The sequence below is a fragment of the Marivirga aurantiaca genome, assembly GCF_016679925.1.
In the GTDB taxonomy this organism is placed as follows: domain Bacteria; phylum Bacteroidota; class Bacteroidia; order Cytophagales; family Cyclobacteriaceae; genus Marivirga; species Marivirga aurantiaca.
In genome coordinates this window covers 107,025-121,724 of the sequence record NZ_JAEQBW010000002.1, presented here as the reverse complement: position 1 = coordinate 121,724, position 14,700 = coordinate 107,025, and the positions used below count along the sequence as shown (strand labels likewise).

The 14,700-nt window shown below is 37.5% G+C and carries 12 protein-coding genes; 11 read left to right on the top strand and 1 reads right to left on the bottom strand.

Annotated elements, in window-relative coordinates; all coding sequences use genetic code 11:
- Positions 1-191 precede the first annotated feature (191 nt).
- The 3 genes from JKA74_RS06015 to JKA74_RS06005 all read left to right on the top strand — a co-directional run bounded on the left by JKA74_RS06015 (position 192) and on the right by JKA74_RS06005 (position 4,706).
- Positions 192-1,559, top strand: a complete 1,368-nt coding sequence (locus tag JKA74_RS06015; protein WP_236587554.1) for an MATE family efflux transporter — start codon at positions 192-194, stop codon at positions 1,557-1,559.
- Positions 1,560-2,017: 458 nt separating this feature from the next.
- Positions 2,018-4,066 (top strand): serine/threonine-protein kinase, encoded by a 2,049-nt coding sequence (locus JKA74_RS06010; protein WP_201430277.1) that lies wholly within the window; start codon positions 2,018-2,020, stop codon positions 4,064-4,066.
- A gap of 4 nt (positions 4,067-4,070) precedes the next feature.
- Entirely contained in the window at positions 4,071-4,706 is a 636-nt protein-coding gene (locus tag JKA74_RS06005; protein ID WP_201430276.1) for a hypothetical protein, read from the top strand.
- A 228-nt stretch (positions 4,707-4,934) separates the two neighbouring features.
- Here the strand turns inward: JKA74_RS06005 and JKA74_RS06000 are convergent, their stop codons facing one another.
- A complete protein-coding gene (locus tag JKA74_RS06000) occupies positions 4,935-5,099 on the bottom strand; it encodes a hypothetical protein (protein WP_201430275.1) in 165 nt (54 codons plus the stop codon).
- Positions 5,100-5,155: 56 nt separating this feature from the next.
- Here JKA74_RS06000 and JKA74_RS05995 point away from each other — a divergent pair, with 56 nt between their 5' ends.
- The 8 genes from JKA74_RS05995 to JKA74_RS05960 all read left to right on the top strand — a co-directional run bounded on the left by JKA74_RS05995 (position 5,156) and on the right by JKA74_RS05960 (position 14,538).
- Positions 5,156-5,854 (top strand): hypothetical protein, encoded by a 699-nt coding sequence (locus JKA74_RS05995; RefSeq protein ID WP_201430274.1) that lies wholly within the window; start codon positions 5,156-5,158, stop codon positions 5,852-5,854.
- Between the two features lie 434 nt (positions 5,855-6,288).
- Entirely contained in the window at positions 6,289-6,597 is a 309-nt protein-coding gene (locus JKA74_RS05990; protein WP_201430273.1) for a nucleotidyltransferase family protein, read from the top strand.
- Positions 6,587-6,925, top strand: a complete 339-nt coding sequence (locus JKA74_RS05985) for a HepT-like ribonuclease domain-containing protein (protein WP_201430272.1) — start codon at positions 6,587-6,589, stop codon at positions 6,923-6,925. Before JKA74_RS05990 ends, JKA74_RS05985 begins: the two co-directional genes overlap by 11 nt.
- Before the next feature lie 210 nt (positions 6,926-7,135).
- The gene (locus tag JKA74_RS05980; RefSeq protein WP_201430271.1) at positions 7,136-7,888 is read left to right on the top strand and encodes a carboxypeptidase-like regulatory domain-containing protein; all 753 of its coding nucleotides are present in this window, start codon (positions 7,136-7,138) and stop codon (positions 7,886-7,888) included.
- 210 nt (positions 7,889-8,098) lie between these two features.
- Positions 8,099-8,500 (top strand): hypothetical protein, encoded by a 402-nt coding sequence (locus JKA74_RS05975; protein ID WP_236587553.1) that lies wholly within the window; start codon positions 8,099-8,101, stop codon positions 8,498-8,500.
- Between the two features lie 93 nt (positions 8,501-8,593).
- A complete protein-coding gene (locus JKA74_RS05970; RefSeq protein WP_201430269.1) occupies positions 8,594-11,086 on the top strand; it encodes a YbcC family protein in 2,493 nt (830 codons plus the stop codon).
- A gap of 6 nt (positions 11,087-11,092) precedes the next feature.
- Positions 11,093-12,964: a proton-conducting transporter transmembrane domain-containing protein gene (locus tag JKA74_RS05965; protein ID WP_201430268.1), complete on the top strand. Its 1,872-nt coding sequence runs from the start codon at positions 11,093-11,095 to the stop codon at positions 12,962-12,964.
- Between the two features lie 11 nt (positions 12,965-12,975).
- Entirely contained in the window at positions 12,976-14,538 is a 1,563-nt protein-coding gene (locus JKA74_RS05960) for a SulP family inorganic anion transporter (RefSeq protein WP_201430267.1), read from the top strand.
- Positions 14,539-14,700: the final 162 nt, after the last annotated feature.

Genomic DNA, 14,700 nt, shown 5'->3' with positions numbered 1-14,700 from the left:
GATGAGAAGGATCAAGCAAAAATTTCGGAGAGTAAATTGAAGTTTTAATATCTCTGCAAGGAAAAGATAAGCGGGATCAAAATCAATACACCTGGAAAATCAATTGTATTAGTGCCCATGAGCTGGTAAATTTCAAAGTTTAACCAAAGTCTCAGTATCTTCGTGCATAATAGAGAATAATCCATTACAATTTGAACAAGTCAAAATACACAGAAGGAAAAATACTCAATTCGCTGGTAAGCCTGGCCATACCTATTATTATGGCCAATATCTTGCAAACTGCTTATCAGCTGATAGATACTTTTTGGCTGGGACGCTTAGGTGCCAATGCTGTGGCAGCCGTGAGTTTGAGCTTCCCTGTTTTATTCCTCATTTTATCTTTAGGGGCAGGTTTAACTTTGGCAGGCACTGTAATAGTGGGAAACCACAAAGGAGCCGGAGACCAGAAGCTGGTGAATTATAGCTCTTCTCAAACTGTAATTGTTATTTTCTTTATTTCCCTCTTACTTTCCGCCATCGGTTATTTTGCTGCTTATCCTTTAATGAAACTCATTGGGGCAGGTCCGGAAATTCTTAAAGATTCTGTGGATTATTTCCAGGTTTCCTCCTTCGGTTTCCTATTTCTATTCATGTTTTTCGTGTTTCAGTCGCTCATGCGAGGCATTGGAAATGTAATGCTCCCCATGTTTATCGTGCTGGGAACTGTATTGCTCAATTTGATTTTAGATCCCCTATTTATCTTTGGATATGGAGATATACCGGGCTATGGCGTTTCAGGTGCAGCCATTGCAAGTGTGATCACCCAGGGTATATCAGCTTTTATTGGTATTGTTATTCTATTTAGAGGCAAAATGGGGATCAAAATTAATTGGCATCAAATGAAGCCGGATTTCCCATGGATCAGGAAAATGTTTTTTCTGGGAATTCCTGCAAGTTTAGAGCAATCCTCCCGCTCAGCCGCTATGACAATCATGGTGATGCTGGTTACCAGCTTTGGGAGTGCTGCTATTGCTGCTTATGGCATTGGAGCCAGAATACTCAGTTTGGTAATTGTTCCGGCACTTGGTTTTGCTATTGCCACCACTACTTTGGTCAGTCAGAATATTGGTGCCGGGCAAATTAAAAGGGCAGAGAAGATTGGAAATCTAAGTAATAAAATTGCTTTTTTTGGTCTTACAAGTGTGGGTTTATTGTTGTTTGCTTTAGCAGAGCCTGTTACCCGCTTTTTTGTTCCGGGTGATGAAAAAGTAATTAAAGATGGCGCTTTATTTATTAAAATTATGGCGCCAAGTTTTGGTCTTTTGGGAGTGCAACAAGTATTAAATGGCGTATTTAATGGTGCGGGCTTCACAAAAGCCTCCCTCCTTATTTCCGTATTTAGCTTATGGATGATCCGGTTTCCCAGCGCATTTATTCTTTCAGAAAAAACCAGTTTAGGAGCCGAAGGTATCTGGTGGGCCTTTCCTGTTTCCAATTTAATAGCGGCTATTGTGGCTTTCACTTACTATAAAATGGGCTACTGGAAAATAAGGACTATAAGGAACCGGCATATGGATTGAATTTTCAACCCATCAAATCCTGCTGGATTTAATATCAAAGCTGGATAAAGACCTTGCCGACTGGCAAATCCTACCCCTATTCATTTATCTTATAAGACTGGAAATGGCTAAAATCATTCCATTGTTCATTCTCCATAGCCCACAGCTTAAACCATGGACTCCGGAATTATCTCCACATTTCTCCTCCTCACTCCTCTTTTTGGCTAAAACCACTACCTACATTTAGGTATTTTACATTGCTTTTCGATGAATAATTAGTATTTGATGAGGGAAGGGAGTATGTTCAGCGCTTTAATTAGTATATCCGATAAAACTATTTGTAAATGTTTGTAAATACTTACATTTGTTTGTTGTCGGTGAATTAAAATATAAAGTGAGTATGTGTACCTTGAGGTGCACGTATTCAAATGTTATGCACAAGCGTAATGACCCAAAGATAAATGTAAATTAGAAAAATAATGGCACTCATCAATCAAAGAATCAAAGGTTACACTTTTACTGATTTTATAGGTGCTGGGGGTTTTGGGTCAGTTTATAAAGCAATCAAAGAAGGAAACACTTTTGCAATAAAGGTTTTCAGAGAAGATTACATACTTCAGGAATACAAACACAGCGGAGAAAACAACCGCATTCAAAGGGAGATTGATATAATGAAAACTGTCAATCATCCTTCCTTAATAAAGTATGTTGATGATTTTAAAGGAGAAGATTTGAGTGTGCCTTCTTACTTTTTGGTAATGGAATTTGCAGAAGGAGAAACACTGCAAAAGATTATAAAGAACAAAGGATTAACAAGTGAAGCACAGATAGTTTCTATTTTTAAAAATATTTTGGAAGGCATCAAAGGTTTGCATCAGGTACGGGGCGATGATGAAACAAAGGGAATTATTCACCGTGATTTGAAACCTGAAAATATTATTGTCAATGGCGAACAAGTGAAAATTTTGGACTACGGAATCTCCAAAGTCATTGATTACACAACACTCACGAGTACTGGAAATTTTTTAGGGTCTCCACTTTATTCATCACCCGAACAAATTACAGACAGTAAGAATATAGATAAGCGAAGCGACCTTTATACTTTGGGTATTATTTTTTATGAAATGCTTACATCAAAAGTTCCCTATGTTTTCAATAGTCTACCCGAACTCATTGACAAAATAAAGAATGAAAGCCCTATTCCACCGAGGAAATATTTTGCCGATATCACCAACAAATTTGAAAACATAATTTTCAAGTTACTTGAAAAAAATCCGTATCAACGTTATTTAAATATTGACGAACTGATTACCATTTTCAATTCAAAAGATGCAGTACTAAAAAGATATTATGACACCACGCCAAAATTTGTTTTGCGCTTATGGAATGATGGAAGTGTTTTAGAAGAGTATTTAAAAACTTCTGATGAAACTATTTTTGTTGAGTTTCCGGCAATTCACCAATTTCAACAAAAGAAATTATTGGGGCTAATACAAGGCCATCAATTTTCAAGAATTATTGACCCCGAAACAGTCCGCTTTGCTTACGACACTTACACTGATAGAAAAGGTTTAATGCAACTTCCATATTGCCCACCAACTTTTGAAGTTATTACTCCTTCATATCTCAACACCTATAAGAAGCAACAAGATTATGTTAAATTGGTAATTGATGAAGAAGCTAAATTGGGAGCTGATATTTTTGTTTCGCCTTATCATTACACTCATAACACAAATGTCTTGCCTACATACAAACAGAACCCCGTTGAACAATGGTTTGATTTGGATATTAAACTGCTTAAAGAAAGTATTGATTACAAAAATTCAGTTCCTGAATATGCTGACAAAAAATTGTATGCTGGAATTTGTATCAACAGTAGCAGCTTAACCGACCAACAATACAAAAATGATTTACTCAATTATTATTCAGCTCATGAGTGTGATGGATATATTGTCTATGCAGATGGTATCGATAGAAATAGTTCAGCCATAGTGTTATTCCATTACATTGATACTCTTTTGAATTTGCAGCGCTTTACTGGCAGGCCAGTCATTGCAGGGCGGTTGAATAGTTTAGGTTTAGGTTTAATATCATTGGGCCTGGTTGGTTTCTCTGCAGGAGCAGCTAGATTTGAAAGTTTTTCAGAAGACTTACATAAAGAGGCAGGAGTAGGATATAATTTATATGAGCGATATTATTTTCCCGAATTGTTAGGAACAGTTTCCATTGAAAAGAAAAGACCAACTAGATTAAATCAAATCTCAAATGTATTGGGTGCTTGTCATTGCAGGTATTGTAATGGTAAGTCGGCAGAGGATGTAATCAATGCCCAGAATAATAAATTACACTATATCTATTCTGTTAATAAAGAAGTGGAGCAAATAAAGAATGTTTCAAACAAACCTTCTTACTTTCTGGGTAGAATAAATCAGGCTATCAGTAACTATCAAAAGCTTACTGCTGTTTATAAAAGGGATGAGTACAAACACTTATTTGTCTGGAAAGAAGTGTTTGAAAAAATGTGTTAAGAAAATGTTTAGATACGAAAGTGAAATGATACCTGTTTTGATTGAAAATCTCACAAAGACTTTCAATACCCAATACATTACCACTGAATTTGGTACAGGCAATGGTGTGGCTGATTTGGTTTTTACTACCGAAATGAATGAAGAAAACCTTTTTTTGAACAGTTACGATATGATGTCTCTGTTTGTGAGTTTGTTCCAACAAAAACAAATATTGAATTCAGATTTGCTTTATGAAAATTGTTTTGATAAAATGCGTTTGAAAAAATTATTGAATTGCCTTAAAAGTGAAAATTTCATTTGCATGGATGGCAATAAAATTATTCAGAAAAGGAAGTATAAATCGCATACCCAAAATTTATTCTCAATAGAAGCAAAACTCAAAGACTGGAAATCGGGGTTCTATCAAGCACTACGGTATAAGTTTTTTTCTCATAAATCATATTTGGCTTACCCTAAACAATACATACACCGGGTTGATTTGAATTTGCTTAAAGAAAGCAATATCGGATTAATTTCAGTAGACTTTGACAGTATTGAATTTGTTTACAAACCCAAAACCGAAAAACCACAGGATGTTACTTCCTATTTCTTTTTATCTGAATTGTTTGCCAAAGAAATACTGAAGAATGCCTGTGCATAACAATGTAAAAATAATAGCCGATTCAGTAGTAAATTCAGGGGTTGTTTCTCGCTTAGCATGTTTGTAATTTGACAGGAAAGATCAACACAGTCGACTACTATTCTTATACTAAACGTTACATCATGGCAGCTTGATAAATTATCTCATTAAATCACATGATAGCTATACTTGCACTGATTATCGCACTGGTTTCCATAATATTCTGAGCAGTAAATAACATGAGCTATCTTAGTTTACATTCCGGGAAATCTGAACCAGTAGATTTTTTGGTGCTCTTTCCCCATCTTTTTGAACAATAAAGAACAGGAATGATCTGACAGAGAACTCCACAAAACCATCTTCATCTACCTCACCCCTCACATACATAAAATAATACCAATATTTACTTGACATCTATTGTTGGCCTTTATAAATTTCACCAGTATAATTTTCAACTAAACCCCGGAAAAATGTCAAAAGACAATTTTGAAGCCCTAAAAGGCAGTATTGAAGCACTTCTACCTACCGAAACACAAATCCCTAACATGCCTGTTGATGTATTTTTGCAGGAAGCCTCCGACCTGCAGGAATGGAGTCGGACAGACCAGGAAAAACTCATTGCCGTGGGCGTGGACCAAGCCTTGTTTGATGGACTTGAAGCCCGCATTGGCGCATTGCGCTATGCCCAGTCGGCCTGGAACAAAGCCCGGTACACCAAAGAACAAGCCCAGCAGGAATGGGACGAAACAAGCCCGAAAGCCTACGATTTAAAAAATCAAATGGAACACGCCTTCCGTTTTGCCTTCCGTAAGCGTACCGATTTACTGAAGAAAGTGCAAAGCGTGGAAGAAGGCAGCGGCCATGCCGACCTGGTGCAGGATTTGAGTGATCTTTCCGCACTCGGAATGGCCAACTTACCTATGTTGCAAGCCATCAATTTTGAAGAAGACAAACTCAACCAGGCCGCCAGCCAGGCATCCGACTTAAACATACTGTTGGCTAAATCCAATGGCGAAAGAAGGGAAGACAACCAGCCCAAAATCACCCGGGATAAGGCCTACTCCTACCTGAAGCAAGCTGTAGATGAAATCAGGGAAGCCGGAAAATACATCTTCTGGAAGGATGAGGTGAGGAAAAAGGGGTATACAAGCAAGTACCACAACCGTTAAATTTGCTTTTTCATGCTCTCCCGGGAGAAATTCAGGCTTCCCGGGACACCTTAAGTGCTTCCCGGGAGACTTTGGGGGTTCCCCGGGAGCCGGGAGCACCGCAAATTCACCCGGGACGGGTATATATTCACCCGGGAAAGGTGCCAACTTAGCCGGGAAGCCTGCTAACTCTCCCGGGACGGGCAAAATTAAGCCGGGAGACTGATCACTTCGCCCGGGAGAGCTTTTAATCCTGAAATAGGTTGGCAGTGCCACTCAATAAAATGTACCCTGTATGCCCCGACAGATTCAATTAACTTTTCGGAACATTTGATAATAATATATAAACACAATGTTGTTATATTGTGGTTAAACTCTCTATAGAGTTTAGCGAATTGTTGTGCACCATACAGCATAGATTAAGGATTATTCAAAATTTCATGTATCTTTGAATTATGGTTGATTTGGTTCAAAATAAACTTCATGAGATTGTAGACGCATGTAAAAAACATCATGTGGTTGCTATTGCTTTGTTTGGATCAGCTGCAAAAGATGCTATGAATGAAGACAGCGATATCGACCTTCTTGTTGATTTTTCTGATAATATTGACGTTTTGGACTATGCTGATAACTATTTCTCTTTATTGCATCAGCTTCAAGAAATTCTAGATAGAAAAGTCGACCTCGTGTCTACCAAATCACTGAAGAACCCAATTCTCAAAAAAGAGGTATACCAGTCAAAAGTAGATTTGTATGCAGCCTAAACTACTCAAATACATTTTAGACATTGAGAGTGTTATCCAGGAGATCGAATCTATTAAGCAGAAAACTCAAAATGACTTCAACAATTTTTCTAATGACATTATTTTGCAACGGGCTATAGAGAGGGATTTAGAAATCATTGGCGAAGCCATTCGGAAAATCATTGATACTAACCCAAACGTTCAAATTTCAGCCTCTAAAAACATCATTGGATTGAGAAATATTATTTCACACGCTTACGATTCGGTTGAACCAGAGATGTTATGGGGGATAATTCAAAGGAATGTTCCTGTTTTAGCTGACGAAATCAGAACATTAAAAGGTGCATAACATTTGCTGCTGCACTTGCTTACTGCTTTTAGTAAAGAGTGAAGGTATTTCTCCACAAAGCCAAACTTAATATTTCATTTAGATTCAGGATTTTTTCCTTCATTTCTCTTTCAATAATTGTGGTTATGATTTGGCTTCGCTACTTTAGTATTTCATCAGCCAAGTGTAGCAAACGCATTTTAGCTTCGCGTTAGCTGGCATATAGCAAGAATGAAAATAATTATAACCACTATATTGACATCTTTAACTTTGTTGTGTTTTGGACAGGAACCACATCCTGGAACTTACTTCACAACAAAAAAGGACATTGGATTTGAATCGGACATTTTTCAATTTCAAGAAGACGGTACCTTCAGTTACATATTCTTCACTTGTACTGGAACAGGGTTTGGGAAAGGAATATATGAAGTTGTTTCTGGCGATTCATTGCAACTCCAATTTACGGACTGCTTAAAGTGTGAAGAGAACATACAAATAGAATCCGAAGAGAAACTAGCAGAAGATAGTCTAGAAATAAACCTGACTATTAGAGAATGGACAGATGATAGCGAACTAGCAGGTGTTAATGTTTACTTTCCCTCCGAAAGAAAAGGTACAGTTTCAAATGAAAATGGTCAGGCAACTTTTAAAACAAATATTACTAGCGAAAACCGAACACTTCGCATTCAATTTATTGGATATGACCCAATTGATTTAGAAGTTCCAGCAAACACCTCACGACTGACGGGCAACGTTTATTTGACATGGCATTGGATATACGACAGTTCTGATATTAAAACTTACAAGATTTTGAAATGGACTCGTTCCAAGTTGAAACTGAAAAGATATCCAGACTGGTCAATTACATACGACAAAGTTAACGACCAAAAAACAGACGAACTTATAAAGAGCAGGATGGGTGAAACCCGTTATGAACTTTACATTAATAAAATAAAGACACCAGCTAACGACACCTATGAATGAATGGGGTTTTATCAGACAGGAAAGTTTGATAGTAGTTGCCCCATTGGGATCCCTTTGGGAGAAAGTCAGGCACAATGTTTAAATTTATTCCGATAGCTATCGGAATACTGAGCCTGTGTGCAGTTGGCAAGCTTAGTTGTTTATAAGCCCCGCCCATCATAACTATAGCGTTATGCTTCACCCAAAAAAATAGTATCTTTGCACTTCTCAATGAAGTTTTTTATAAAAATATCTTTAGTACTTCTGCTTATAGTATGGAATTATAAGCCCGTAGCATCATTCCCTATCGAGCTGGATAGCAGAACATGTCGTGTTGATTGTACTTACATAAGCGAATTCAGCAGAGAACCTGCAGATATTTTAAAGAAGAATTTCGATAATTTAAAAGAATATTCTTCAAATCCAGACATCATTGAATTGCGATTTGAAAAAGTTGAAGAAGAAGACAAGAGGAAAGTTAATAAGAAACAATTTTTTACCAACTATAAAAAAGAATATAAGGAATTAAAAAATGGTAAGTTAGCCATTGGGCAAACAATAAATAACCGCTTTTTCGTCAGCATTACACCTTTCTACAAACTTTTCCATTCCTGGAAGATACCCTCATTTTAAGAATTGATACTTAGCATACAATGAGTTGTTCGGACTTTTTTTAAAGTACTGAATTATCATTTGTTTAATTAATACAATTCTTAAAGTAATAAAATGATTAACACATCAAATTTCGATGAACATAAGACCTTAGAGCATTTAAAACATTATCTACCTGCTCAGGCAGCATTAAAAGATTTTGTTCACCACAATACGTTACACGCTTTCCAAAGTAAAGAATTTCATAAAGCACTTTGGGAAGCTTCTGTGATTTTTGGTTATCGTACCTACATAGGCATCGATGAATTTAGGGAAAGATATCACAAGGGAATGATTAGCCCTGCAATTTTAGATAGAGTTATCGATGCCCATTTTTCTACCGTAAGCGAAAAAGAAAACTGGAAAGAGAAGCTCCTACAAAAGCAATATAATAAGCATATTCATAGCCGTTTAAATCAATTTTATGACTTATGGAAATTGCAATACAAAGTCAATTTGCCAAAGGTTGTGCACCCTTTATTGTTTAGGCTACTTGCTGCCTATCTAGACCAAGGTATAGCCGATTGGAAATTCCCCAGTCTAAAAGATGATTTTCTCGATTCGCTGCGAGATTTAGAGCAGAATGGCTATATCAGCCTTTTTAAGGCGAAAAGGGCAAGGAGAATTTTGTTAGAGAACAAGAAAAAAGTAGCCGATTTGCTTGCCATTGTGGTAGGCGATGAGGCATATTTTGAACAATATCTCTTTGAGCAGCAGTTCAATCACCCGGGCTGGTCTGGTTTTGTAAGCGTTGTAGAGCATAAGCCCAAGACACTGTTCGATGAAAGAAAGATCAGTCTACAAGAGCTGATTTATTTTGAATTATTGCTGGAGATAGATGCGCTTGACCACAAATTCGGTGAAATGTGGAAGCCTTTGATGATTCAAAATGAAGGTGCAGTAATTCAAGACTTGTTTGGCGAGGTGCCTTACCACGAGATTAAGACCGTGCTACAACTTTGGCAAGAAGCACTTGAGTGGAGCTATTTTGATAGCGTGCTTTCTGGTATTCTGCTGTCTTCCAAAAAACTTGTTGAGACTAAACATCCGTCATTTCAAGGGTTGTTTTGTATTGACGATAGAGAGTATTCATTACGAAGACATATTGAAGCACTTTCGCCCACAGCACAAACCTTTGGTACACCCGGATATTTTGGGATAGAATTTTACTTTCAACCCGAAAACGGTAAGTTTTTAACGCTTGCCTGCCCTGCGAATATCGACCCTAAGTATATCATCAAAGAAGTAAACCGAAAGAAGAACATTCAAAAAGACCCTCACTTTCACCAAAGTACTCACAAAGCCCACTGGGGTGGTCTCATTTCAGGAACGCTTGGCTTTTGGTCTGCCATGAAGTTGTTATTCAATCTTTTCCGTCCTTCTATAAGTCCGCTTACGGTTCATTCTTTCCAGCATGCGGATAAACAGGCGGGTTTACAAATTGATTTTACGGGAGAACAAGAAGAGGGTCGCAACATAGGTTTTAAGCCGGTAGAAATGGCTAATAGGGTTGAGAAAGTCTTAAAAAGTATCGGGCTGACCCAAGACTTTGTGCCCATCGTTTATTTGGTTGGACATGGAGGAAGTTCAGTAAACAACACCTATTATGCAGGGTATGATTGCGGTGCTTGTGCAGGGCGTCCCGGGGCTGTAAATGCACGTGTATTTGCCTATATGGCCAATAAAAAAGAGGTGCGTGATATACTTCAACAGAATGGATTGAACATACCCCAAACTACCTGTTTTGTGGGTGCAATGCACGATACCACCCGGGACGAAATTGAATTCTACGATGAAGAAAAAATACCAAAAAAACTGCAAGCACTTCATCAAAAAAATGAAGCTATTTTCAAAGAGGCATTGATGCGCAATGCGCTGGAACGCTCCTACCGATTTGAAAATATAAACAGTGCAGCATCTTTGCACAAAGTACATCACAAGGTAAAAAAACGGTCAATTTCCTTATTTGAACCTCGTCCGGAATGGAACCATACGGATAATGCATTATGCATCATAGGGCGAAAATCCCTGTATGATAAGCTGTACTTAGATAAGCGCCCCTTTCTAAACTCCTACGATTATACTCAAGATGAAAATGGAGAATTACTGCACTCCATTTTAAGTGCCACCATACCTGTATGTGGTGGGATAAATTTGGAGTATTATTTCTCAACAGTAGATCAACAGAAATTAGGCGCAGGCACAAAACTCCCCCATAATGTGGTAGGGTTATTTGGCTTAAATACTGGTGTGGATGGAGATTTAAGAACCGGATTACCCAGCCAGATGATTGAAATTCACGAGCCTGTCCGCATCTTATTCGTCATTGAACAATTCCCTGAGGTAATAGACAACGTGATTTCAAAGGACAAATCACTCAAAGAATGGGTACATAATGAGTGGGTACTCTTGACCGCTATTCATCCGGAAACGAAAAAGATATATCGTTTTAGTGAACAACGTTTTTCAGAATACACCCCTGTAAACAAATCCCTTAAACGTATGACTGATGAGCAAGCCCAACTGGATGTAATCAACAAAAAAGAACCTGCTTTAATGGTAAACTAACTCATTATGGAAAAGTATATCATCGTTTTATTAATTATTCCGATTATTGGCTTTTTAATAAGCCTAATCTTGCCAAAAACCAACGAAAAATGGCTGGCGAGAACAGCTTTTTTGACCACAGGTATCAATTTATTGTGTGCATTCTTTTTTTCAGGATATTGGTTATTCAATAAGCGAATAGCCGTTAACTATAGAGAAGTTACTCTATACCAAGATGAAGGATTTAATTTTTTTATAGACCTATATTTTGACGGTACTACGGCAGTATTCTTGTTGGTGGGTGCCTTGCTTTCCTTCTTGGTAGTTCGGTTTAGCAGCATATATCTGCACAGAGAATCTGGCTATAAAAGATATTTTAATAATATCCTGTTTTTCTATTTAGGATACATTGTGGTGGTTTTAGCCGGGAATTTTGAGACCTTATTTATAGGTTGGGAAATACTAGGGTTATCCTCCTTTTTGTTAATCGCCTTTTATCGCTTGCGTTACCTACCCGTAAAGAATGCCATTAAGGTTTTCTCGATTTATCGCCTAGGTGATATTGGAATGCTTTTAGCTATGTGGATGAGCCATCATTTATGGCATGAAAACATCACTTTTAAAGCCTTACATAACTACGACTTGGTGCATGAGCAATTAAGTTCACACAGCGAAGTAGGCATTTTTATTTCTATTATGCTTTTGTTGGCAGCGGCAGCCAAATCAGCTCAATTCCCTTTTACTACTTGGCTACCGAGAGCGATGGAGGGTCCCACGCCCTCAAGTGCTATTTTTTACGGGGCATTGTCCGTCCACATGGGTGCATTTCTTTTATTACGTACGCATCCTTTTTGGGAACAGCAAACCTCTATCGTCATTCTGATTATTTTGGTTGGGTTCATCACTGCCTTGCTTGGTCATTATATGTCAAGCGTGCAAACTACTATAAAGGGTAAAATCGCATACAGTTCCTCAAGCCAAATAGGCCTTATATTTATCGAAATTGCCTTAGGTTTAGAATGGTTAGCTCTCATTCATTTTGCAGGAAATGCATTCTTGAGAAGTTACCAACTATTGATTTCACCCTCTGTGGTATCTTATTTAATAAAAGAGCAATTTTTTACTTTTCAAAAAGGAAAAGAGACCAGACAACTGAGTCGCTATGAGCACCTAAAAAAGGCATTTTATCTGCTATCTCTCAAGGAGTGGTATCTGGAAAACCTGGTTTTTAGGTTTGTTTTTAAACCTTTGAAAAGAATACGCTCTCTTATAGCTTTTATTACCATTAGAACTGTTTTTTGGATTCTCATTCCACTTTATGTTTTGGGTATGTACATGGCCTATTTTGATGAGAATAGTTACACGCTCTTTAAATATTATTTGGCTGTTGCCACCTTATTGATTGCGTTTTTGTTCGTGGCAAAATCGTACAATGAACGAAGTAGTGCAAGACTGGCTTGGACTTTATCTGTGTTCGCACATTTCTTCATCGATTTATCCATCACCTTCAATGACCATTTGAACTTAAAAGAAGCAGGAATTTATCTGAGTGGTATTTTGGTATCGGGCATCATTGGGTTTGCTTGTCTACAAATTATTCATCAAAGAGAAGGAAAATCAATCGGGTTGAATAGATTTCATGGGCTCATAACGAAATACCCAAATTTAGGTATTGTGTTTTTACTCAGTGTCCTTGGTGTAGCCGGTTTTCCTATCACTAGTTCATTTTTAGGCGAAGATTTAGTTTTAACACACATCCAAGAAGACCAGTGGATTTTAGCTATTCTATTTGCTTCTACATTCATTGTGAATGGTATAGCAGTCATTCGAATTTATGCAAGATTATTCCTTGGTCATACGAATAATACATTCCAATTAAAAAAAGATTTAACGATTTAGACAATATAGAGATGAGAAATAAAAATATAGTATCTCAATTAAAATTGAGTTGGAAATCAGATATGATTTCAGGTTTTATGGTTTTTCTCTTGGCTTTACCTCTAAGTTTAGGTATTGCCAAAGCCAGCGGATATCCTGCGGCAATGGGTGTACTTTCAGCGATGATAGGAGGTATAGCTACTTTGTTTTTCAATGTAGCGCCTTTAACCATTAAAGGACCGGCTGCCGGGCTTATAACCATTTCTGCAGCTGCAATGCTAGAATTTGGTGGAAACGAAAAAACGTGGCAAATAGTATCTGCCGTGGTTGTGGTCATGGCCATTTTACAAATCCTTACGGGAATACTAAAACTAGGTAGTTTGAGTGATTTTTTTCCACATTCGGCAGTGCACGGTATGTTAGCCGCCATCGGAATTATTATTATTTTAAAGCAGATACCAGTTTTATTGGGAGATGAACCTTCATTGTATCAAGGTGAAGGTCCTATTGAACTGTTAATGGATATACCAGAATTTATTATGCACGCTCATTGGCACATTGCTTTAGTAGGGATTACTGCGTTGGTAATTATGGTTGTTTTTCCAAAAATCAATAACAGAATGCTAAAAAGCATTCCTGCTCCGCTGGTGGTTCTATTAGTGGCTGTTCCTCTATCAATTGTTTGGCATTTTAACGAAACGGAGCCGCCATATTCGTTGGTTTCTATTGGTGATTTTTGGGGTTCCATAGGTTTACATATAGATTTTTCGGCCATTACAACATTCACATTTTGGAAGTATGTCCTCATGTTTTATTTTGTGAGTTCTTTAGAATCTTTGCTTACGGTAAAAGCAATTGATGGTTTAGACCCCGCAAAGAGAATCTCCAATCCTAATGGTGACATTATCGGACAGGGGAGTGCTAATACAATTGCAGGTTTATTAGGAGGTACTCCTGTGATATCAGAAGTGGTGAGAAGCTCTGCCAATGTGAGTTTCAATGCTCAGTCAAAGTGGGCGAACTTTTTTCATGGTTTATTCCTCCTGCTTGCCATGATTTTCATGATACCACTTATTGAACTTATTCCGAATGCAGCACTTGCAGCCATGCTGATTTATGCAGGTTATAATTTGACAGCTCCTAAACATTATATCCATGCATATAAAATTGGTAAAGAACAGTTACTTATTTTCTTGGTGACCGTTATAGTTACTTTGGTTGAAGATTTGTTATTAGGTATTGCTGCAGGTATTGTGGTGAAATTTATTATTGAATTACGAAATGGTGTGCCTTTTAAATCTTTATTCAAAGCTAACCTTGAGGTAGTTGAAAAAGAGCAAATTACCTTGATTAAAGTTAAGGACTGCGCCATTTTTTCTAATTTAATCGGAATAAAAAAAGCCATAGAAAAATACTTAGAACAAGGAAGTGTTGAATTAAACTTTAGTCAAGCAAAGTATATTGACCATTCCTTTATGGCATATGTCAAATACATAGAACGAGAAGCGGAATTAAATAGGTTTATCATTACAGGGCTGGAAAATCACCGTATGCTATCCAATCACTCAGAAGCTGCTCGGAAATTGAAAAATTAGATAAGATAAAAAAGGGTGAAAGTGTAATGAGTAGAAGGCCGTGAGCCATAAACCTACAGCCTGCCCCGAACTTTATTATTTTTGTCAGGCCTCCGTAGTTCTAGAACCGAACTGCAGGAGATCCTCTCTATTTTACAAAAAAAGCGGCTTCATTTTTAGATG

Coding starts and splice junctions, on each gene's coding strand:
- JKA74_RS05965 (WP_201430268.1), top strand. CDS start 11,093: ATGGAAAAGTATATCATCGTTTTATTAATTATTCCGATTATTGGCTTT.
- JKA74_RS05975 (WP_236587553.1), top strand. CDS start 8,099: ATGAAGTTTTTTATAAAAATATCTTTAGTACTTCTGCTTATAGTATGG.
- JKA74_RS05995 (WP_201430274.1), top strand. CDS start 5,156: ATGTCAAAAGACAATTTTGAAGCCCTAAAAGGCAGTATTGAAGCACTT.
- JKA74_RS05960 (WP_201430267.1), top strand. CDS start 12,976: ATGAGAAATAAAAATATAGTATCTCAATTAAAATTGAGTTGGAAATCA.
- JKA74_RS06010 (WP_201430277.1), top strand. CDS start 2,018: ATGGCACTCATCAATCAAAGAATCAAAGGTTACACTTTTACTGATTTT.
- JKA74_RS06000 (WP_201430275.1), bottom strand. CDS start 5,099: ATGTCAAGTAAATATTGGTATTATTTTATGTATGTGAGGGGTGAGGTA.
- JKA74_RS05970 (WP_201430269.1), top strand. CDS start 8,594: ATGATTAACACATCAAATTTCGATGAACATAAGACCTTAGAGCATTTA.
- JKA74_RS06005 (WP_201430276.1), top strand. CDS start 4,071: ATGTTTAGATACGAAAGTGAAATGATACCTGTTTTGATTGAAAATCTC.
- JKA74_RS05980 (WP_201430271.1), top strand. CDS start 7,136: ATGAAAATAATTATAACCACTATATTGACATCTTTAACTTTGTTGTGT.
- JKA74_RS05990 (WP_201430273.1), top strand. CDS start 6,289: ATGGTTGATTTGGTTCAAAATAAACTTCATGAGATTGTAGACGCATGT.
- JKA74_RS05985 (WP_201430272.1), top strand. CDS start 6,587: ATGCAGCCTAAACTACTCAAATACATTTTAGACATTGAGAGTGTTATC.